16 protein-coding genes are annotated in these 19,328 nt (G+C 71.2%); 9 read left to right on the top strand and 7 right to left on the bottom strand.

The annotated features are described in order from the left end of the window. Positions 1 to 20: 20 nt before the first annotated feature. Positions 21 to 1,400, top strand: coding sequence for a cation:dicarboxylate symporter family transporter (locus tag BLT97_RS08400; RefSeq protein WP_245769212.1), 1,380 nt, complete (start codon positions 21 to 23; stop codon positions 1,398 to 1,400). A gap of 114 nt (positions 1,401 to 1,514) precedes the next feature. Here BLT97_RS08400 and BLT97_RS08395 read toward each other — a convergent pair whose 3' ends face one another. Together BLT97_RS08395 and BLT97_RS08390 are read right to left on the bottom strand one after the other, a co-directional pair. Continuing rightward, complete coding sequence (locus BLT97_RS08395) at positions 1,515 to 2,003, bottom strand: cytidine deaminase family protein (RefSeq protein ID WP_093608128.1); 489 nt, start codon at positions 2,001 to 2,003, stop codon at positions 1,515 to 1,517. Between the two features lie 4 nt (positions 2,004 to 2,007). Continuing rightward, entirely contained in the window at positions 2,008 to 2,463 is a 456-nt protein-coding gene (locus BLT97_RS08390; RefSeq protein ID WP_093608127.1) for a MarR family winged helix-turn-helix transcriptional regulator, read from the bottom strand. Positions 2,464 to 2,570: 107 nt separating this feature from the next. Here BLT97_RS08390 and BLT97_RS08385 point away from each other — a divergent pair, with 107 nt between their 5' ends. The 4 genes from BLT97_RS08385 (at position 2,571) to BLT97_RS08370 (ending at position 4,492) form a co-directional block, all read left to right on the top strand. Then, positions 2,571 to 2,918 (top strand): DoxX family protein, encoded by a 348-nt coding sequence (locus tag BLT97_RS08385; protein ID WP_093608126.1) that lies wholly within the window; start codon positions 2,571 to 2,573, stop codon positions 2,916 to 2,918. A 92-nt stretch (positions 2,919 to 3,010) separates the two neighbouring features. After that, positions 3,011 to 3,487, top strand: coding sequence for a MerR family transcriptional regulator (locus tag BLT97_RS08380; protein ID WP_093608125.1), 477 nt, complete (start codon positions 3,011 to 3,013; stop codon positions 3,485 to 3,487). Between the two features lie 5 nt (positions 3,488 to 3,492). Further along, complete coding sequence (gene trxA / locus BLT97_RS08375) at positions 3,493 to 3,825, top strand: thioredoxin (protein ID WP_093608124.1); 333 nt, start codon at positions 3,493 to 3,495, stop codon at positions 3,823 to 3,825. Between the two features lie 115 nt (positions 3,826 to 3,940). After that, the gene (locus tag BLT97_RS08370) at positions 3,941 to 4,492 is read left to right on the top strand and encodes a hypothetical protein (protein ID WP_143041320.1); all 552 of its coding nucleotides are present in this window, start codon (positions 3,941 to 3,943) and stop codon (positions 4,490 to 4,492) included. Here the strand turns inward: BLT97_RS08370 and BLT97_RS08365 are convergent. Next, positions 4,469 to 5,362 (bottom strand): helix-turn-helix transcriptional regulator, encoded by an 894-nt coding sequence (locus BLT97_RS08365; RefSeq protein ID WP_093608354.1) that lies wholly within the window; start codon positions 5,360 to 5,362, stop codon positions 4,469 to 4,471. The two genes, BLT97_RS08370 and BLT97_RS08365, sit on opposite strands and share 24 nt — an antisense overlap. 267 nt (positions 5,363 to 5,629) lie before the next feature. Here BLT97_RS08365 and BLT97_RS08360 point away from each other — a divergent pair, with 267 nt between their 5' ends. Continuing rightward, on the top strand, positions 5,630 to 6,406 hold the full coding sequence (locus tag BLT97_RS08360) for an NAD(P)H-dependent oxidoreductase (protein ID WP_093608122.1): 777 nt from the start codon (positions 5,630 to 5,632) through the stop codon (positions 6,404 to 6,406). A 164-nt stretch (positions 6,407 to 6,570) separates the two neighbouring features. Further along, the gene (locus BLT97_RS08355; RefSeq protein WP_245769211.1) at positions 6,571 to 8,844 is read left to right on the top strand and encodes a HelD family protein; all 2,274 of its coding nucleotides are present in this window, start codon (positions 6,571 to 6,573) and stop codon (positions 8,842 to 8,844) included. Between the two features lie 111 nt (positions 8,845 to 8,955). Here BLT97_RS08355 and glgB read toward each other — a convergent pair whose 3' ends face one another. From glgB to BLT97_RS08335, 4 genes are all read right to left on the bottom strand, one after another. Next, entirely contained in the window at positions 8,956 to 11,592 is a 2,637-nt protein-coding gene (glgB, locus tag BLT97_RS08350; protein ID WP_425442667.1) for a 1,4-alpha-glucan branching enzyme, read from the bottom strand. Positions 11,593 to 11,670: 78 nt separating this feature from the next. Further along, positions 11,671 to 13,104 carry a maltokinase N-terminal cap-like domain-containing protein gene (locus BLT97_RS08345; protein WP_093608121.1) on the bottom strand — a complete coding sequence of 478 codons (1,434 nt, stop codon included), beginning with the start codon at positions 13,102 to 13,104 and terminating at the stop codon, positions 11,671 to 11,673. Between the two features lie 120 nt (positions 13,105 to 13,224). Beyond that, on the bottom strand, positions 13,225 to 14,925 hold the full coding sequence (gene treS / locus BLT97_RS08340) for a maltose alpha-D-glucosyltransferase (protein WP_093608120.1): 1,701 nt from the start codon (positions 14,923 to 14,925) through the stop codon (positions 13,225 to 13,227). A gap of 20 nt (positions 14,926 to 14,945) precedes the next feature. Beyond that, complete coding sequence (locus tag BLT97_RS08335; RefSeq protein WP_176953697.1) at positions 14,946 to 16,949, bottom strand: alpha-1,4-glucan--maltose-1-phosphate maltosyltransferase; 2,004 nt, start codon at positions 16,947 to 16,949, stop codon at positions 14,946 to 14,948. Positions 16,950 to 17,344: 395 nt separating this feature from the next. Between BLT97_RS08335 and BLT97_RS08330 the strand changes: the two genes are divergently transcribed. Further along, positions 17,345 to 17,548, top strand: coding sequence for a cold-shock protein (locus BLT97_RS08330; RefSeq protein ID WP_093608119.1), 204 nt, complete (start codon positions 17,345 to 17,347; stop codon positions 17,546 to 17,548). 189 nt (positions 17,549 to 17,737) lie between these two features. Then, on the top strand, positions 17,738 to 19,282 hold the full coding sequence (locus BLT97_RS08325; RefSeq protein ID WP_093608118.1) for a DEAD/DEAH box helicase: 1,545 nt from the start codon (positions 17,738 to 17,740) through the stop codon (positions 19,280 to 19,282). Positions 19,283 to 19,328 lie beyond the last annotated feature (46 nt).

The raw sequence follows: 19,328 nt of genomic DNA, 5'->3' as shown, positions 1-19,328 counted from the left end.
CGTACGTGCGAGGAGGCACCGTGGCAGGGACAGCCGCTCCAACAGCCAAGCGGGACAGGACTCACTATCTCTACATCGCGGTCATCGTGGCGGTGCTGCTCGGCATCGCCGTGGGCTTCGCGGCGCCCGGGGTGGCGGTGGAGCTGAAGCCGATCGGGACCGGCTTCGTGAATCTGATCAAGATGATGATCTCGCCGATCATCTTCTGCACGATCGTGCTCGGCATCGGGTCCGTGCGGAAGGCCGCCAAGGTCGGCGCCGTCGGCGGCATCGCCCTGCTCTACTTCACCGTCATGTCGATGGTCGCGCTGGCCATCGGCCTGATCGTCGGCAACATCATCGACCCGGGCACCGGGCTCGCCGTGACCGACGCGGTCAAGGAGACCGGCCAGGCGCAGGTGGACGCCGAGGCCAAGGACACCGTCGAGTTCCTGCTCGGCATCATCCCGACCACGCTCGTCTCGGCCTTCACCGGCGGCGAGGTGCTCCAGACCCTGCTCGTCGCGCTGCTCGCCGGCTTCGCGCTCCAGGCCATGGGCGACGCGGGCCGGCCGATCCTGCGCGGGGTCGAGCACATCCAGCGCCTGGTCTTCCGCATCCTCGCCATGATCATGTGGGCCGCGCCGATCGGCGCCTTCGGTGCCATCGCGGCCGTGACCGGCTCCGCGGGCCTGGACGCGCTCAAGTCGCTGGCCGTCCTGATGCTCGGGTTCTACGTGACCTGCGTGCTGTTCGTCTTCGTGGTGCTCGGCGTCCTGCTGCGCATGGTGGCCGGCCTCAACATCCTCACGCTCTTCAAGTACCTGGGCCGCGAGTTCCTGCTCATCCTGTCGACCTCGTCCTCCGAGTCGGCGCTGCCGCGGCTCATCGCCAAGATGGAGCACCTGGGCATCAGCAAGCCCGTGGTCGGCATCACCGTCCCGACCGGCTACTCCTTCAACCTCGACGGCACCATGATCTACATGACCATGGCCTCGCTGTTCGTCGCGGACGCCATGGGGACGCCGATGTCGATCGGCGAGCAGATCCCGCTGCTGCTCTTCCTGTTCGTGGCCTCGAAGGGCGCCGCCGGCGTCACCGGCGCCGGCCTCGCCACGCTGGCCGGCGGCCTCCAGTCGCACAAGCCCGCCCTGGTGGACGGCATCGGTCTGATCGTCGGCATCGACCGCTTCATGAGCGAGGCCCGCGCCCTGACGAACTTCGCGGGCAACGCGGTGGCCACTGTCCTCATCGGCACCTGGACCAAGGAGATCGACCGCGCCCGCGTGGACGAGGTGCTGGCCGGCCGGGCCCCCTTCGACGAGCGCACCCTGCTCGACGACGGCCACGGCTCGCCCGCCGGGGAAGGTGACGGCGTGCCGCTGCAGAAGAGCGGTGAGAAGGAGGGCGCGGCGGTCTGATTCCTCCGCACCGCGCCGTACCGCCGCAGCGCGCGGCACCGCACCCGACGCCCGGGCCCGGGACCTCAACTGGTCCCGGGCCCGGGCGCGTTCACGTCCTGGCCTCGGGCGCCTTCACGCCTCGGGTTCGGGTTCGGGTTCCTTCGGCTCCTGGTGGTCATGCCAGACGTACGCATGGGCCAGCAGTTCCCGTACGGGAACGGTGCCGACCGCGCCCGGCCCGGTCGGCACGATCACCCGGATCTCCGGGAAGTAGTCGAGCAGCACCTGACGGCAGCGCCCGCAGGGGGCGATCACCCCGCGGCCGCCGTCGCCCACCGCGACGATGGTGCTCAGCTCGCCGAGCCCGGCCGTGGCGGCCGCGCCGATCGTGACGAGCTCGGCGCAGGGGCCGCCGGTGAAGTGGTAGACGTTCACGCCGGAGACGATCCGGCCGTCGGCCGCGCGCGCGGCCGACGCGACGGTGTGGTTGTCGCCGTGGCAGGAGCGGGCGGCCAGCTCGGTGGCGACGTCGATCAGTTCCTGGTCGAGCTTCGCGTCGTCGGGCTCGGTGCCGTCGAGCTTCGCTTCGTCGAGCACGGTGTCGTCGAAGTTCGCGTCCATGGGCTCACTCACCGCACTCGAAGGACCCGGCCGAGGTCCTCAGCCGGTCCAGGAGGCCGCGCAGCGTGGCGAGTTCGCGCTCGGAGAGGTCCGCGAACAGTTCCCGCTCCACCATGTCCAGCGCCGCGTCCGCCTTGCGCAGGCGGGCGGTTCCCTCCGGGGTGATCTCCACGATGTGCCGGCGCCGGTCGGCCGGATCGCGCCGGCGCTCCACCAGCTCGTCCTTCTCCAGGCCGTTGAGCAGCGCGACGAGCACGCTCGGGTCCACACCGAGCCCTTCGATGAGGGCCTTCTGCGAGACCGGGCCGTCGGCGAGGAGCTGGAGCGTGGCCACGTGCCGAGGGCTGAGCCCGGCCGTGGCGACCGCCTTGCGGATCAGCCCGTCGGTGATCCCGCCGTGGTACGCGAGCAGGAAAGCCGGACGGTAGTGCGGTTCTGCTGCGCGCTCGGAGGCTGCCATGCCCACACCGTATCAAGGGCTCTATTGTGGAGCCAGATAAATCATTGATAGCCTTCAACGATATCGGGCCCTCTACGGTTTAGGGCGCCTGACCGTTTGGAGTGCTCATGTTCCTTGCCTACGCGATCGTCGGAGTCCTGCTGGCCCTCGTACTCGCCGCCTCCGCCACGTTCACCTTCGCCCGCAACCCCGCGATCACGGAGTCCATGGGCAAGGTGGGGGTCCCCGACGCCTGGCTGCCACGGCTCGCCTCGCTGAAGGCGGCGGGCGCGGTGGGGCTGCTCGCCGGGCTCGCGGTCCCGTTCATCGGGGCGGCGGCCGGCGTCGGCGTGGTGCTCTACTTCATCGGGGCCGTCGTGGCCCATCTGCGCGTCAAGGACTACGAATTCGCGCCCGCGGCCGTGCTCACGCTGCTCGCCGTCGCGGCGCTGGTCCTGCGGGTGGCCTCGGCCTGACGCCACCGGGGTTCCGATCTGACGCCACCGGCGTCCCGATCACGCCCGTCGGGGCTTTCCTTGACGTCGGCGTCAAGGATTACGGTCGTGGCATGCGAATCGGCGAGCTGGCCGAGCGGGCCGGGACCACTCCGCGCACGCTCAGGTACTACGAGTCCCGCGGGCTGCTGCCCGCGCGGCGCGGCAGCAACGGCTACCGCGCGTACGACGAGAGCGATCTGCGGCTGGTCGAGCAGATCAAGGTGCTCCAGGACTTCGGGTTCGGTCTGGAGGAGACCCGGCCGTTCGTGGAGTGTCTGCGGGCCGGGCACCCCGAGGGCGACTCCTGTCCCGCGTCGCTCGCGGTCTACCGGCGCAAGCTCGATGAACTCGACGCGTTGATCGGCGAGTTGGAGTCGGTGCGCGCGAAGGTGCGCGGCCAGCTGGAGCGCGCCGAGGAGGCCAGGGCGCGGCTCGCGGCCGAGGCGGAGCTGCCGGGCGGACCCGAGCCGCTGTGCGAGCTGGCCGAGGCGGCCCTGTCCGCGGATGCGGCCGTGCCCGCGCATGTCACGTACGAGAACAAGGGGTGAGGACCATGGTGAAGGCCGAGGGGGTGCCCGAGGTGACCGATGCCGACTTCGAGCAGGAGGTGCTGCGGGCGGAGCTGCCCGTGCTGGTCGAGTACACGGCCGACTGGTGCGGCCCGTGCCGGCAGCTGGCGCCCGTGCTCAGCGAGATCGCCCGCGAGGAGGGGGAGCGCCTGAAGGTGGTCCAGCTGGACGTGGACGCCAACCCCGGGACGACCACGGCGTACGGTGTCCTGTCGATGCCGACGCTGATGGTGTTCAAGGGCGGCGAGCCGGTGTGGCAGGTGGTCGGCGCCCGGCCCAAGCGCAAGCTGCTCGCCGAGCTGGCGGACGTGGTCTGACGCTTCCGGGCTCGCGTGCACGGACCCGTTCGGGCCGCTGTGCTGGTGGGGCGGCGCCGGGAGGCCGAGGGTGGAGGTGTTCAGCCTGTACCCGTACGTCTCCCGGAGCCGCCCCATGCGTCGTTCCCCGCTCTGTGCGCTCGCCCTGGCCGCGCTGCTTCCGCTCGGGTGCACCGTTCTCACCGCGCCGGCGGCCGCGGCGGAACCGGTGAGTTCAGTCAGTTCGGTGATCCGTACCGCCGACGCCTCCGCTCCCGAAGACGACCCGCAGGCGCAGGCCGCGCGGCAGGAGCAGGCCCGCAGCGTTCTCGCCCGCGGGCTCGCCGTCTACGCCCCGCACCTCACCGCGCCCCAACGGGCCGAGCTCGCCGACCACTTGGTCGCGCGGGTGCTCGTCCCCGCGGCGCGGGACCCGCGCACCGGCGCGCTGCTCGCCAAGGTCCGGCCGCTGGCCGCGCTCACCCGGCAGGACGTGCAGCAGGGCACGGCCGTCTTCCGGGAGCTGCTGCACACCGCGGCCGCCGATCCCGGAGCAGGCGCGCAGGTCCGCGAGACCACCGCCGGCCTGGAGCGCGATCTCGTCAACGCCCTCGGTCTGATGGCGGTGTTCGCGGACGCCTTGGCCGACCTGAGCCCCGCCGCGTCAGCCCCGCTCGTCTCGCGCTGACCCGCCCTGCACCGAGCCGCCGCCCACCGAGGACCGCGGCCGCTCCCGCGTATCCGGTTCCGTGCCCGGGCCCATCGTGGACAGGAGCCGCAGCCCGTCCTCCGTCGGACTGCCGGGGGCGGCCGAGAGCACGATCAGCTCCCTGCCCGACGCGTCCGGCAGCGCGAAGTTCTCCTGGTGCAGCTCGAGCAGGCCGACCAGCGGGTGCCGGTAGGGCTTGGGGCCGTGGGTGCGGGCGCGGACGTCGGCACGGGCCCACAGCTTGCGGAAGCGCTCGCTGCCCATCGCCAACTCGCCGATGAGGGAGGCGAGTTTCGGATCGTCGGGGTACTTGCCGGCCGCCAGGCGCAGATGCCCGACCGCGTCGAGCGTGCACTGCTCCCACTCCGCGTAGAGCCCGCGCTCGGCCTCCGCGAGGAAGATGTGCCGCGCGGTGTTGAGTCCCGCCGCCGAGGTGCGGCCGAACAGGAGCGCCGCGAGCCGGTTGCCCGCGAGCACGTCCATGCGGTGGTTCATGATCAGCGCGGGCGCGTCCGGCACGAGGTCCAGGACGCGGAGCAGCTCCGGCCGCAGCCGCGTCCCCGGCGCCTTCGCCCGGGGCCGGCGGCGGCGCGCGAGCCGGTGGAGGTGCTCGCGCTCGGTCTCGTCCAGGCCGAGCACGCGGGCGAGCGCGTCGAGGACCTGCTCGGACGGCTGCGTGGCGCGCCCCTGCTCCAGGCGTACGTAGTAGTCCACGCTGACGCCGGACAGGTGCGCCACCTCTTCGCGGCGCAGCCCCGCGACCCGGCGCCGGCTGTCGGTGGGGATGCCGGCGGCCGCCGGGTCGACCCGGGAGCGCCGGGTGCGCAGAAAGCCGGCGAGATCGTCTATGCCCGCGAGATCGTCCATGCCTGCAACGTCGGCCATGCCCCGAGTATCGCCCGGCCGGACCGCGGCGAGGGTGGCCCTGCGAGTACCAGGAAGTCCGGTCCTACGGATACGGCGCCCCTGAACGCCGCGGACCGCAGCGCCCAGGATCGGAGACAGACCGGCCGCCCCCTTCCGAGAGGCGCGACCGGCCGCCCCCTTCCGAGGGGCGCGCACAGCCACCCCCCTTCCGTGGGGCACGGACCAGCCGACCCCGTCCGAGGAGCGACCATGAAGACCCTCATCGTCCACGCCCACCCCGAGCCCCGTTCCCTCAACAGCGCGCTCAAGGACCTCGCGGTGGAGACCCTGACCCGGGCCGGGCACGAGGTGCGGGTGAGCGACCTGTACGCGATGCACTGGAAGCCCGTGGTCGACGCCGCGGACTACGGCCCCCACGCTTCGAGCCCGCTCCGGGTCGCCGCCGACTCGGGCCGCGCCTTCGAGGCCGGGGCGCTCACCGAGGACGTCCGCGCCGAGCAGGAGAAACTCCTGTGGGCGGACACGGTGATCTTCCAGTTCCCGCTGTGGTGGTACGCGATGCCGGCCATCCTCAAGGGCTGGGTGGACCGGGTGTTCACCTACCGGTTCGCGTACGGGGTCGGCGAGCACAGCGACACCAAGTACGGGGAGCGGTACGGCGAAGGCACCCTCGCCGGCAAGCGGGCCCTGCTGTCGGTGACCGTCGGCGGGCCCGAGCCGCACTACGCGGCGCGCGGGATCAACGGCCCCATCGACGACCTGCTGTTCCCGATCCACCACGGCATCCTCTTCTACCCGGGCATCGAGCCCGTGTCGCCGTTCGTCCTGTACGGCACGGACCGGCTGACCGAGGAGGAGTTCCCGGACGTGGCCAAGGCCTGGCGCGAGCGCCTGCTGATGCTGGAGTCCACGGAGCCGATCCCGTTCCGGCGGCAGAACTTCGGCGACTACGCGATCCCCTCGCTCCAGCTCAGGGAGGGCTTGGAGCCCGCGGGCCGCAGCGGATTCGGACTGCATGTGCGGTGAGGATCCGGTGGGCGCCCGCGCCCGTGAGCGGGCATGAAAAAGCCCCGGCTGTTTGACAGTCGGGGCATTCCCGCGCGTATATTGGGTGTTTCTGTGAAAACAGAAAAGGACCTCTTGAAGAGGCCCGATGAAGACACCATATCGCGCGAGGAGCCGAATTGTCAATGTCCGAGGAGCTGCGGAGCGAGCAGGAATTCGTCGCCCGTGTCTACACGCGTCTGGGGCAGCTCCAGGAGGCCGCCGAGCGTGCGGCCGCGGCGGCCCTCGAGCAGGTCGGGGCGGGCCGGCAGGCCCGGCTCGAACGGGATGTGGCGGTCCTGGAGAAGGGCCGCCTCGTCGCCGAGCTGAACGGAGTGGAAAACGGGCTCGTCTTCGGGCGTATCGATCTCAACCACCCCGACAATCTCGTCGAGGAACGCGACAGTTTCCACATCGGAAGGATCGGAATCCGCGCCGACGACCACGAGCGCACTCCGATTCTGATCGACTGGCGCGCGGACGTCGCGCGGCCTTTCTATCTGGCGACCAGCCATGTCCCGATGGGTCTGCGCCGGCGCCGGCACATCACGATGCAGGGCCATGAGGTCGTCGCGCTGCACGACGAGATCCTCGACCTGAGCGACGAGGAGCGCACCGGCTTCGAGGACCCCAACGGGGACGCGGTGCTGCTCGCCGCGCTCAACGCCGCGCGCACGGGCCGCATGGGCGACATCGTGCAGACCATCCAGGCCGAGCAGGACCGCATCATCCGCGCCCCGCACCAGGGAGTGATGGTCGTCGAGGGCGGGCCCGGCACCGGCAAGACGGCGGTGGCGCTGCACCGGGCCGCGTATCTGCTCTACGCACAGCGCGCACTCCTCGCCAAGCGCGCCGTGTTGATCGTGGGTCCCAACCCGGCCTTCCTCGGCTACATCGGCGAGGTGCTGCCCTCGCTCGGCGAGACCGGCGTGCTGCTCGCGACGGTGGGCGAGCTCTTCCCGGGCGTCGAGGCCACCGGCGAGGACACCCAGGCCGCGGCCGAGGTGAAGGGGCGGGCCGCGATGGCCGAGGTGCTCGCCGAGTTCGTACGGGACCGGCAGTCCGTGCCCGACGAGGTCCTGGAGATCGACCACGAGGACCACGGCACGCTGCTGCTCGACCGGAAGACGGCCGAGACCGCGCGGGCCGCCGCGCGCGAGACGCATCTGCCGCACAACCTGGCGCGCCCGCACTTCGCGTTCCGCATCATCGACGCCCTCACCGAGCAGCTCGTGGAGCGCATCGGCGCGGACCCGTACGGCGGCCCGAACCTGCTCGGTCCCGACGACATGGCCCAGCTCGGCAAGGACGTGGCGACCAGCGCCGCCGTGCACGAGGCCATCGCGGAGCTGTGGCCGGAGCTCACCCCGCAGCAGCTCGTACGGGAGCTGCTCGCCGACCCCGTCGGCTATCTCCCGGCCGCGGACGCCGAGTTGATCCGCCGCACCTCCGGGCCGTGGACCGCGGCGGACGTGCCGCTGCTCGACGAGGCGGCCGAGCTGCTCGGGGTGGACGACTCGGCGGAGCGGGCCCGGCAGGAGGCCGAGCGCCAGCGCCGTATCGAATACGCGCAGGGCGTCCTCGACCTCTCGTACGCCTCGCGCACCTACGAGTTCGAGGACAAGGAAGAACTCGACGAGGACGCCGCCGAGGTGCTCTCGGCGCACGACATCATCGACGCCGAGCGGATGGCCGAGCGCCAGGAGGAGGAGGACCTGCGCTCCGCCGCCGAGCGCGCCGCCGCCGACCGGACCTGGGCCTTCGGACACATCATCGTGGACGAGGCCCAGGAGCTGTCGGCGATGGCGTGGCGCCTGCTGATGCGCCGCTCGCCCACCAAGTCGATGACGCTCGTGGGCGATCCGGCCCAGACGGCGGACGCGGCCGCGCTCGGCTCGTGGTCGTCGATCCTCGGACCGTACGTCGGTGACCGGTTCGAGCACGTGCGGCTGGGGGTGAACTACCGCACGCCGTCGGAGGTGATGGAGCTCGCGGCCGGGGTGCTGCGGTCCGTCGACCCGGCCCTGGAGCCGCCGCGGTCGGTGCGGTCCACGGGGGTGCCGCCCCGGTTCGTGTCCGTGGAGGAGTCTGAACTCCCGGCGCGTGTCGGTGAGTTGGCCGGGGAGTTCCTGCCCGAGGAGGGGCGGCTCGCGGTCATCGCGCCCCGGGAGCTGCACGCGGAGCTGGCCGCGCGGCTGCCGGAGATCGTGCCGGGTGCGGCACCCGATCTGACGCACCGCGTGGTGCTGCTCGACGCGCGGCAGTCCAAGGGGCTCGAGTTCGACAACGTGCTGGTGGTCGAGCCCGGGTCCTTGTCGGCGAGCGATCTGTACGTCGCGCTCACCCGGGCCACCCAGCGGCTGGGCGTGCTGTACTCGGCCGCGCTGCCCGACGGGCTCGCGGAGGCGGTGACGCGCTGACCTTCGGGCTCGCGGACGCGGTGACGCGCTGACCTTCGGGGTGGGTGCCCTGTGCGGTGGCCGGGGTGGGTGCCCTGTGCGACGAGGGCACCCACCCGCGGCCGTGCGTCGTCATGCCGGCCGCAGCCAGACGGTCGCCAGCGGCGGCAGGGTCAGTTGAAGGCTGGCCGGGCGGCCCTGCCAGGCCATCGGGTCCGGCTTGAGTGACCCCGGATTGGACACGCCCGAGCCCCCGTACCGCTCCTCGTCCGTGTTGAGCACCTCGGACCAGGCGGGGATCTCCTCGGGGACGCCGAGCCGGTAGCCGTGCCGGACCACCGGTGAGAAGTTCGAGACCGCGAGCAGTGGGCTGCCGGCGGCGTCGTAGCGCAGGAACGCGAACACGTTGTCCTCCGCCGCGTCGCCCTCCACCCACGCGAACCCGTCCGGTGAGGTGTCCCGCTCCCACAGGGCGGGCTGGGCGCGGTACACGTGGTTCAGGTCGCGGACCAGGTCGCGTACGCCCCGGTGGTCGGACTCGGCCCCGTACTGCGGATCGAGCAGCCACCAGTCCGGGCCGTGCGCCTCGGACCACTCGGCGCCCTGCGCGAACTCCTGGCCCATGAACAGCAGTTGCTTGCCCGGGTGCGCCCACATGTAGCCCAGATACGCGCGGTGCGTGGCGCGCTGCTGCCACCAGTCGCCGGGCATCTTCGACACGAGCGAGCGCTTGCCGTGCACCACCTCGTCGTGCGAGATCGGCAGGACGTAGTTCTCGCTGTACGCGTACACCATCGAGAAGGTCATCTCGTTGTGGTGGTACCTGCGGTGCACCGGCTCGTGCTGGACGTAGCCGAGCGAGTCGTGCATCCAGCCCATGTTCCACTTGAGGCCGAAGCCGAGCCCGCCGAAGCCGCCCGGGCCCTGGTGGTGGGTGGCGCGGGTGACGCCGTCCCAGGCCGTGGACTCCTCGGCGATGGTCACGACGCCCGGCTCGCGCCGGTAGACGGTCGCGTTCATCTCCTGGAGGAAGGCCACCGCGTCCAGGTTCTCGCGGCCGCCCTGCGCGTTCGGCGTCCACTGGCCGTGCTCGCGCGAGTAGTCGAGGTAGAGCATCGAGGCCACCGCGTCCACGCGGAGCCCGTCGATGTGGAACTCCTCGCACCAGTACAGGGCGTTGGCGACGAGGAAGTTGCGCACCTCGTTGCGCCCGTAGTCGAACTCCAGGGTGCCCCAGTCGGGGTGCGCGGCCCGCAGCGGATCCTCGTGCTCGTACAGCGGACGGCCGTCGAACTCGGCGAGCGCCCAGTCGTCGCGCGGGAAGTGCGCGGGCACCCAGTCCATGAGCACACCGATGCCGGCCCGGTGCAGGGCGTCGACCAGGTACTTGAAGTCGTCGGGGGTGCCCATGCGGGCCGTCGGCGCGTAGAAGCCGGTGACCTGGTAGCCCCAGGAGCCGCCGAAGGGGTGCTCGGCCACCGGCATCAGCTCGACGTGGGTGAACCCCAAGTCCTTGACGTAGGCGGGGAGTTGCTCGGCGAGCTGGCGGTACGTGAGCCCGGGACGCCAGGACGGCAGGTGCACCTCGTACACCGAGAACGGGCTCTCGTGCGCGGGCCGCTCACCGCGCCGGCTCATCCACTCCTCGTCGTCCCAGGCGTGGTGCGAGGTGTGGATGACCGAGGAGTTGGCCGGCGGCACCTCGGTGCGCCGCGCCATCGGGTCCGCGCGGAAGGTCATGGAGCCGTCGGGCCGGGTGATCTGGAACTTGTACAGCTCGCCCTCGCCGACGCCCGGCACGAACAGCTCCCAGATCCCCGAGGAGCCGAGCGAGCGCAGCGGGAAGCCGGTGCCGTCCCAGTAGTTGAAGTTGCCGACCACGCGCACGCCCCGCGCGTTGGGCGCCCACACGGTGAAGCGGGTGCCGCTCACGCCCTGGTGCGTCATGGGCTCGGCGCCGAGCGCCTTCCACAGCTGCTCGTGGCGGCCCTCGCCGATCAGGTGCAGATCGAACTCGCCGAGCGCGGGCAGGAAGGCGTACGGGTCGGGGGTCTCGAAGTCGCCGGACTCGTACGTGACAAGGAGGCGGTACTCGGGCACGGACTGGAGTGGCAGCACCCCGGAGAAGAAACCGCCGCCGTCGTCGTCGAGTTCGGCCCGCAGCCCCTCGGTCAGGACGGTCACCTTCAGCGCGTACGGGCGCAGCACCCGGAAGACCACACCCTCGGGGTGCGGATGCGCACCGAGCACTCCGTGGGGGTCGTGATGCGTGCCGTACACGAGCCGGTCGCGGTCCTCGACGGGGAGGGCGGAGGGGACGCGGGGGGAGGTGGCCGGGGCGGTCGGTGCGGCGGCGGGCTGCCTGGCGGCGGGCTTCTTGGCTGCGGACTTCTTGGTCGCAGGCTTCTTCGCGGCCGTCGCCCGCACGACGGTCTTCTTCGCCGCCGTCTTCTTGGCCTTGGAGGCGGTCTTCTTCGCCGCCGCCTTCTTCGAGGCGGGAGCGGCCTTCGGCTCGACAGCGGCCTCCGGCACCGCGGCCGCCTTCGGCACGGCAGCCTTCTTCGTGACCGCGGCCTTCTTCGTCACCGCCGCCTTCTTGGCGGCCGGGTCCGTGGTCCTCCTGGCCGCCGCCTTCGGCTCCGCGGACTTCTTCCGCTGCCGCGGCACCACCGCCTCCTCCGGCGCGGGCTTCTCGCCCTTGCGGCCGGACCGGGCGGACCGGGCGGCGGGCTTCTCGGGCGGCTGGGGCTCGGGCGGACGCGTGCTCACGGGTGGGGCCTCCTCGTGGGACGTACAGGCGTGGCGTACCGGTGGCAAAGGCCCAACTACAGGTCGGGCGAAGTGAGTTCAGTTGTCTTCGGGGTGCTCGTCGGCCTCCCCGGCCAGGCGCCGGATCGCGGCCATGGGCACCGCGAGCCAGTCCGGACGGTGCCGTGCCTCGTACAGCACCTCGTACACGGCCTTGTCGGTCTCGTAGGCCCGCAGCAGCGCGGGGTGGACGGACGGGTCGGTGCCGCCGCCCGCCACGTACCCCTCGCAGTACGCGGCCCGGCACCCCGCCGCCCAGGCGGGCGCCCAGGGGCGGTGGGAGCGGCCCGCGTAGTCGAAGGAGCGCAGCATCCCCGCGACGTCGCGCACCGCGGGCTGCGGACGGCGCCGCTCGGGCAGCGGGCGGGCCGGTTCGCCCTCGAAGTCGATGATGTTCCAGGCTCCGTCGGCGGGCCGCAGACACTGCCCGAGGTGCAGATCGCCGTGCACCCGCTGCGCGAACAGGGCGTCCGATTCCGGCAGTCGGCGCACCTCATCGAACGCGGCCGCGAGCGAGCGCACGTACGGCCGCAGCATCGGCACGTCCTGGGCGGTGGCCCGCAGCCGCTCCAGCATGCCGTCCGCGATCAGCTCGCGCTGCTGCGGGCCGAGCGAGACGGTGGGCGCCGCGGCCGCGAGCGCCGCGTGCACCTCGGCGGTGGCGCGGCCGAGCGCGTGCGCCTCCGTCCGGAAGTCGTCCCCCTTGGCGAGGGAGCGCAGCGCCAGCTCCCAGCCGTCCTCGGCGCCGGCGAGGAAGGGCTGGAGCACCCCGAGCGTCATCGTCTCCTCGGACTCGGCGCCCGCGAGGCCCGAGAGGAACTGACCGTCCGGCTCGGCGCCGAACCACGCGACCGGCGCGGGCACACGCCCGCTGCCCTCGCGGGCGAGCAGCAGCGGCAGTTCGAGATCGGGGTTGAGGCCGGGGGTGACCCGGCGGAACAGCTTCAGGATGTACGTATCGCCGTACACCAGCGAGGAGTTGGACTGCTCGGCGCCCAGCGTCCGGGGCATCAGACCGCCCGGCAGCTCCACGCCCTCGGCCCGCTCGAAGCGCAGCACCCCGCTGCGGCCCGGGGCCCGTAACCGCTCCAGGAGCAGCGAGGCCAGGCGCGGATCCTGGAGCCCTTCGTACACCGCCGAGCCGGCCAGCGGACCTGTGTCGGCGTGGCCGATCAGGGCGGCGGCGAGATGCGGCGGCAGCGTCCGGCGTATCCCGAGGAACAGCTGGTAGCAGTCGGCCGCCGGCGGGCTCTCCGCCACGGCGGGCTGCTCGGCGCGTATGAGCACGTGCAGGAGTCCGGCCGGCAGCAGCTCCGTCACGGCCACCAGCGAGAACCCCGTCACCGGCCTGCCCTTCCCGGCGAACCAGCGCTGCCGCGGCAGCCACGCGCGCAGGAGCGGATCGAGGGAGGCGAGCAGGTCCGGCCGCGCACTCGTGTGCCCTGCGGCCGGGCGGACGACGGCTTCCGACATGGCGTGCTTCCTTTCCCCGTACGGGTGGGGGAGCTGTGCCCGGTGACGGCCTCACGGCCGGGAGGTCACCCTTCACGGTGACCGGGACGGGCGATGCCAAACCCGTCCCGGTCACCCAAACTACGCCGCTTCGGTGCGCAGCCGGAACCAGTAGAAGCCGTGCCCCGCGAGCGTGAGCAGGTACGGCAGTTCACCGATCGCCGGGAAGCGCACCCCGCCGATCAGCTCGACCGGATGCCGCCCGTTGAAGGCTTGCAGGTCGAGCTCGGTGGGCTGAGGGAAGCGCGAGAAGTTGTGCACGCACAGGACCAGGTCGTCCCCGTGCTCGCGCAGGAAGGCCAGAACGGCCGGGTTGGACGAGGGCAGTTCGGTGTACGAGCCGAGGCCGAACGCCGGGTTCTGCTTGCGGATCTCGATCATCCGGCGCGTCCAGTGCAGCAGCGAGGACGGCGAGGACATGGAGGCCTCGACGTTCGTCACCTGGTACCCGTACACCGGATCCATGATCGTGGGCAGGAAGAGCCGGCCCGGATCGCAGGAGGAGAAGCCCGCGTTGCGGTCCGGGGTCCACTGCATCGGCGTCCGCACGGCGTCCCGGTCGCCCAGCCAGATGTTGTCGCCCATGCCGATCTCGTCGCCGTAGTACAGGATCGGCGAGCCGGGAAGGGACAGGAGCAGGGCCGTGAACAGCTCGATCTGGTTGCGGTCGTTGTCGAGCAGCGGGGCGAGCCGGCGGCGGATGCCGATGTTGGCGCGCATCCGCGGGTCCTTGGCGTACTCCGCGTACATGTAGTCGCGCTCTTCGTCCGTGACCATCTCGAGCGTCAGCTCGTCGTGGTTGCGCAGGAAGATGCCCCACTGGCAGCCGGACGGGATCGCCGGGGTCTTCGCCAGGATCTCCGAGACCGGGTAGCGCGATTCACGCCGTACGGCCATGAAGATGCGCGGCATCACGGGGAAGTGGAAGGCCATGTGGCACTCGTCCCCGCCCTCCCGGAAGTCCCCGAAGTAGTCGACGACGTCCTCGGGCCACTGGTTGGCCTCGGCGAGCAGCACGGTGTCCGGGTAGTGCGCGTCGATCTCCTTGCGCACCCGCTTGAGCAGCTCGTGCGTCCGCGGCAGGTTCTCGCAGTTGGTGCCCTCCTCCGCGTACAGGTACGGCACGGCGTCGAGCCGGAAGCCGTCGATGCCGAGGTCCAGCCAGAACCGCAGCGCGGAGATGATCTCCTCCTGGACCGCCGGGTTCTCGAAGTTGAGGTCCGGCTGGTGGGAGAAGAAGCGGTGCCAGAAGTACTGCTTGCGCACCGGGTCGAAGGTCCAGTTGGACGTCTCGGTGTCGACGAAGATGATCCGCGCGTCCTGGTACTGCTTGTCGTCGTCGGCCCAGACGTAGTAGTCGCCGTACGGGCCGTCGGGGTTGTTGCGCGACTCCTGGAACCACGGGTGCTGGTCGCTGGTGTGGTTCATGACGAAGTCGATGATCACGCGCATGCCGCGCTGGTGGGCGGCGTCCACGAACTCCACGAAGTCCGCGAGGTCCCCGAAGTCCGGCAGGACGGCGGTGTAGTCGGAGACGTCGTAGCCGCCGTCGCGCAGCGGCGAGGCGAAGAACGGCGGCAGCCACAGGCAGTCCACACCCAGCCACTGGAGGTAGTCCAGCTTGGCGGTGAGGCCCTTGAGGTCGCCGATGCCGTCGCCGTTGCTGTCCTGGAAGGACCGGACGAGGACCTCGTAGAAGACGGCGCGCTTGAACCATTCGGGGTCCCGGTCCTTCGCGGGGGTGTCCTCGAAGGTGTCCGGGACGGGCTCATTGACGATCATGTTGTGGGTGACCCTCCGATTCACGGCGAGGACGGTCGCAGGACGGTGAGGACGTGTGCGGGCGCGCGGCCCGGCTCCAGACGCACGTAGTTGGCCCTGCCCCAGTGATAGACCTCACCGGTGAGTTCATCGCGTACCCCGGTGAACTCGTGCCAGTCGAGGCCCAGTTGTGGCATGTCCAACGAGACGGTGGCCTCCTGGGTGTGGTGCGGGTCCAGGTTCACGACCACCAGAACCGTGTTCGGGCCATGGGTTTTCGAGTACGCGAGTACGGCGTCGTTGTCGACCTCGTGGAAGTGGATGCGGCGCAGCTGACGCAGCGCGGGACTGTTTCTGCGAATGCTGTTGAGGCGGGTGAGGAGCGGGGCGATCGTCCGGCCCTCACGCTCGGCCGCCGCCCAGTCCCGCGGCCTGAGCTGGTACTTCTCGGAGTCCAGATACTCCTCGCTGCCGGGCCGCACCGGAACGTTTTCGCACAGCTCGTATCCGCTGTAGACACCCCAGGTCGGGGACAGGGTGGCGGCCAGGACGGCCCGCACCTCGAAGGCCGGGCGGCCGCCGTGCTGCAGGTAGGCGTGCAGGATGTCCGGAGTGTTCACGAAGAAGTTCGGGCGCATGTAGTGCGCCGTCTCGCGCGCCAACTCCTCGGCGTACTCCGTCAGTTCGCGCTTCTCATTACGCCAGGTGAAGTACGTGTACGACTGCTGGAAGCCGATGGCGGCCAGCGTCCGCATCATCGCCGGGCGCGTGAACGCCTCCGCCAGGAAGATCACGTCCGGGTCGGTGCGCCGGATCTCGCCGAGCACCTGCTCCCAGAACACCACCGGCTTCGTGTGCGGATTGTCCACGCGGAAGATCCGCACACCGTGGTCCATCCAGTGCCGCAGCACCCGCAGGGTCTCCCTGACGAGCCCCGGCATGTCCTTGTCGAAGGCGATCGGATAGATGTCCTGGTACTTCTTCGGCGGGTTCTCCGCGTACGCGATCGAGCCGTCGGGCCGGTGGTGGAACCAGTCCGGGTGCTTGTGCACCCACGGGTGGTCGGGGGAGCACTGCAGGGCGAAGTCGAGGGCGATCTCCAGGTTGAGTTCACGGGCCCGGGCGACGAACGCGTCGAAGTCCTCGAGGGTGCCGAGATCCGGGTGGACCGCGTCGTGCCCGCCGTCCGGCGAGCCGATCGCCCAGGGCACGCCCACGTCGTCCGGCTCGGGGGACAGGGTGTTGTTGCGGCCCTTGCGGAAGGTGGTGCCGATGGGGTGGATGGGCGGCAGGTAGACCACGTCGAAGCCCATCGCGGCGATGGCCGGAAGCCGCTCTGCGGCGGTGGCGAACGTGCCGCTCGTGAGCGTCCCGTCCGGGTTCTCGCGCACCCCCTCGGAGCGCGGGAAGAACTCGTACCAGGACCCGAAGAGCGCCCGCGGCCGCTCCACGAGCAGCGGCAACTCCTCGGACGCGCTGACGAGTTCACGCAGCGGATGGCGGCTCAGCGCCCTGTCGACCTGCGGGGTGAGGGCCGCCGCGAGCCGGGCGCTCGCCGGGCGCCGGGTGTCCCGCAGCGCGTCGGCGGCCTCCAGGACGGCGTCCCTGCCCTGGTCCTTGGGTATGCCCTCGGCCGCGCGCCCGTACAGCAACGCGCCTTCCTCCAGGACGAGTTCGGTGTCGATCCCGGCCGGGATCTTGATGCCCGCCGCGTGCCGCCAGGTCGAGACCGGATCGCCCCAGGCCTCCACGCGGTACGTCCACAGGCCCTCGCGGTCCGCGCACACCTCGGCGCCCCAGCGGTCCGTGCCGGGTGCCAGCTCGCGCATCGGGGTCCAGGGGCCCTCCCGGCCGTCGGGTCCGGTCAGGACCACGTTGGCGGCGACCGCGTCATGCCCTTCGCGGAAGACCGTGGCACTGACCTGGAAGGGCTCGCCGGCCACGGATTTCGCGGGCCGTCTCCCGCAGGCCACCACGGGCCGGACGTCGAGGACGGGTATCCGTCCGACGGAGGTGCTCGTGCGGGAGTTCACGCTTGGATTCACGACATCACCTGGGTGTGGGGTGGTCGGGGCGCGGACGTGGTGCAGCGAAGGGGAGCAGGTACCGGGGGAGCCTTCCACGGTCCACGGGTACGCAATCCGCCGCTTTGTTAACTACTCGCACGTAACGGCTCGGACAAGACGAGGTGGGGTGTCCGTGTGCGACGGGGCGGGGTGTCCGTGTGTGACACCCGGCTCACCGGCAGGCGCTACGGGGGCGGAGATGCTACCTTGGAGGAGTTGCAGTTGTGGTTTTCCCTTGACTTCAGGTGCCTCGACGGCTGGATGCCGTGAGGCACTTTTGTATTTCTGGCGTTTTCCGGACAGGGCTTTTATCACGCGCGACACCGGGTCGGCACAGTGTTGACCCAAGGGCATTGCCCCGAAGGAGAAATGTCATGGCTAATGGCACCGTGAAGTGGTTCAACTCGGAAAAGGGCTTCGGCTTCATCGAGCAGGACGGTGGCGGCCCCGACGTCTTCGCCCACTACTCGAACATCGCCACCCAGGGCTTCCGTGAGCTGCTCGAGGGTCAGAAGGTGACCTTCGACGTCACGCAGGGCCCGAAGGGCCCGCAGGCGGAGAACATCGTTCCCGCCTGATCGCAGGACAGCACGACGCAGCCGGGGTCCGCTCCCGCGGACCCCGGCTGCGTCGTGATTTTTCGGGGGACGGGAACTCACGGGACTTCCGGGATTTCCCTTGCTTTATCTATCGGCTCGTTCTTGCAATTCGGCCGGCTGTCGTTGCGCCGGGAATTCCTCGATACGTGCCCCATCGAGGAGGTTCTCATGAACCATGCCGCTCGCAGGAATGACCGCCAGAACCGCTCCGGAGACCACCGGAACCGGCCGGGCGACCGCCGCGGCCGCTTCGGCGGCCGGAACGCCGGCGCGAGCGCCGGCCGCAACCGCAAGCGCAGCACCCCGCCCGCCGAGTTCGCGCTCCCCGAGACGCTGACCCCGGCGCTGCCCGCCGTCGAGTCCTTCGAGGAGCTCGGCCTGCGGCCCGCGCTTCTGAAGACGCTGGCCGCCGAGGGCGTCACGGCGCCCTTCCCGATCCAGGCCGCCACGCTGCCGAACTCGCTTGCCGGGCGTGACGTGCTCGGCCGCGGCCGCACCGGCTCCGGCAAGACCCTGGCCTTCGGCCTTGCGGTCCTCGCGCGCACCGCCGGGCGGCGCGCCGAGCCCAAGCAGCCGCTCGCCCTGGTCCTCGTGCCCACGCGCGAGCTCGCCCAGCAGGTCACCGCCGCCCTCACGCCGTACGCCCGTGCCGTACAGCTGCGCATGGCGACCGTCGTCGGCGGGATGTCGATAGGCCGCCAGGCCGGTGCGCTGCGCTCCGGCGCCGAGATCGTCGTCGCCACCCCCGGCCGCCTCAAGGACCTCATCGAGCGCCGCGACTGCCGTCTGGACCGGGTGCAGATCACCGTGCTCGACGAGGCGGACCAGATGTGCGACATGGGCTTCATGCCGCAGGTCACCGAACTGCTCGACCAGGTGCACCCCGAGGGCCAGCGCATGCTGTTCTCCGCGACCCTGGACCGCAATGTCGACAAACTCGTGCGCAACTACCTGCACGACCCCGTCGTGCACTCCGTGGACCCGTCGGCCGGCGCGGTGACCACCATGGACCACCACCTGCTCCACATCCAGATCGCCGACAAGTACGCGGTCACCACGGAGATCGCCGCCCGCGACGGGCGCGTGATCATGTTCCTGGACACCAAGCACGCCGTGGACAAGCTCGTGAAGCACCTGCTCGCGAGCGGTGTGCGGGCCGGGGCGCTGCACGGCGGCAAGTCCCAGCCGCAGCGCACCCGCACCCTGGAGAAGTTCAAGACGGGTGAGGTCACGGCCCTCATCGCCACCAACGTGGCCGCGCGCGGCATCCACGTCGACGACCTCGACCTCGTGGTGAACGTGGACCCGCCGAGCGACCACAAGGACTATCTGCACCGCGGCGGGCGCACCGCACGGGCCGGGGAGTCCGGCAGCGTCGTGACGCTCGTCCTGCCGAACCAGCGCCGCGAGATGACCCGGCTCATGTCCGACGCCGGGATCCGTCCGACCGTCACCGACGTGCGCTCCGGCGAGGCCGAACTCAGCCGCCTCACCGGCGCGCAGGCGCCCTCCGGGGTGCCGGTGGTCATGGCCGCGCCGGTCACCGACCGCCCGAAGCAGCGCGGTGGCGCGCCCTTCCGCGGCCGGGGCACCCGCCGCGGCCAGGAGGGGCGCCCCGGCGGCGGCCGCTCCGGCGGCGGCACGCGCCGCACCGCCGAGGCCCGGCAGATGGCGGAGGCGCGCAAGGCGGCTCGGGTGCGCAAGTCGGCCTGACGCGCTGCGGGTTACGCGTCACGGGTCCGTCTCCCGGGTTCGCGTC

The sequence above is a fragment of the Streptomyces indicus genome, from assembly GCF_900100315.1.
GTDB classification, from domain to species: Bacteria; Actinomycetota; Actinomycetes; order Streptomycetales; family Streptomycetaceae; genus Streptomyces; species Streptomyces indicus.
This window is presented reverse-complemented; position numbering and strand designations above follow the sequence as displayed.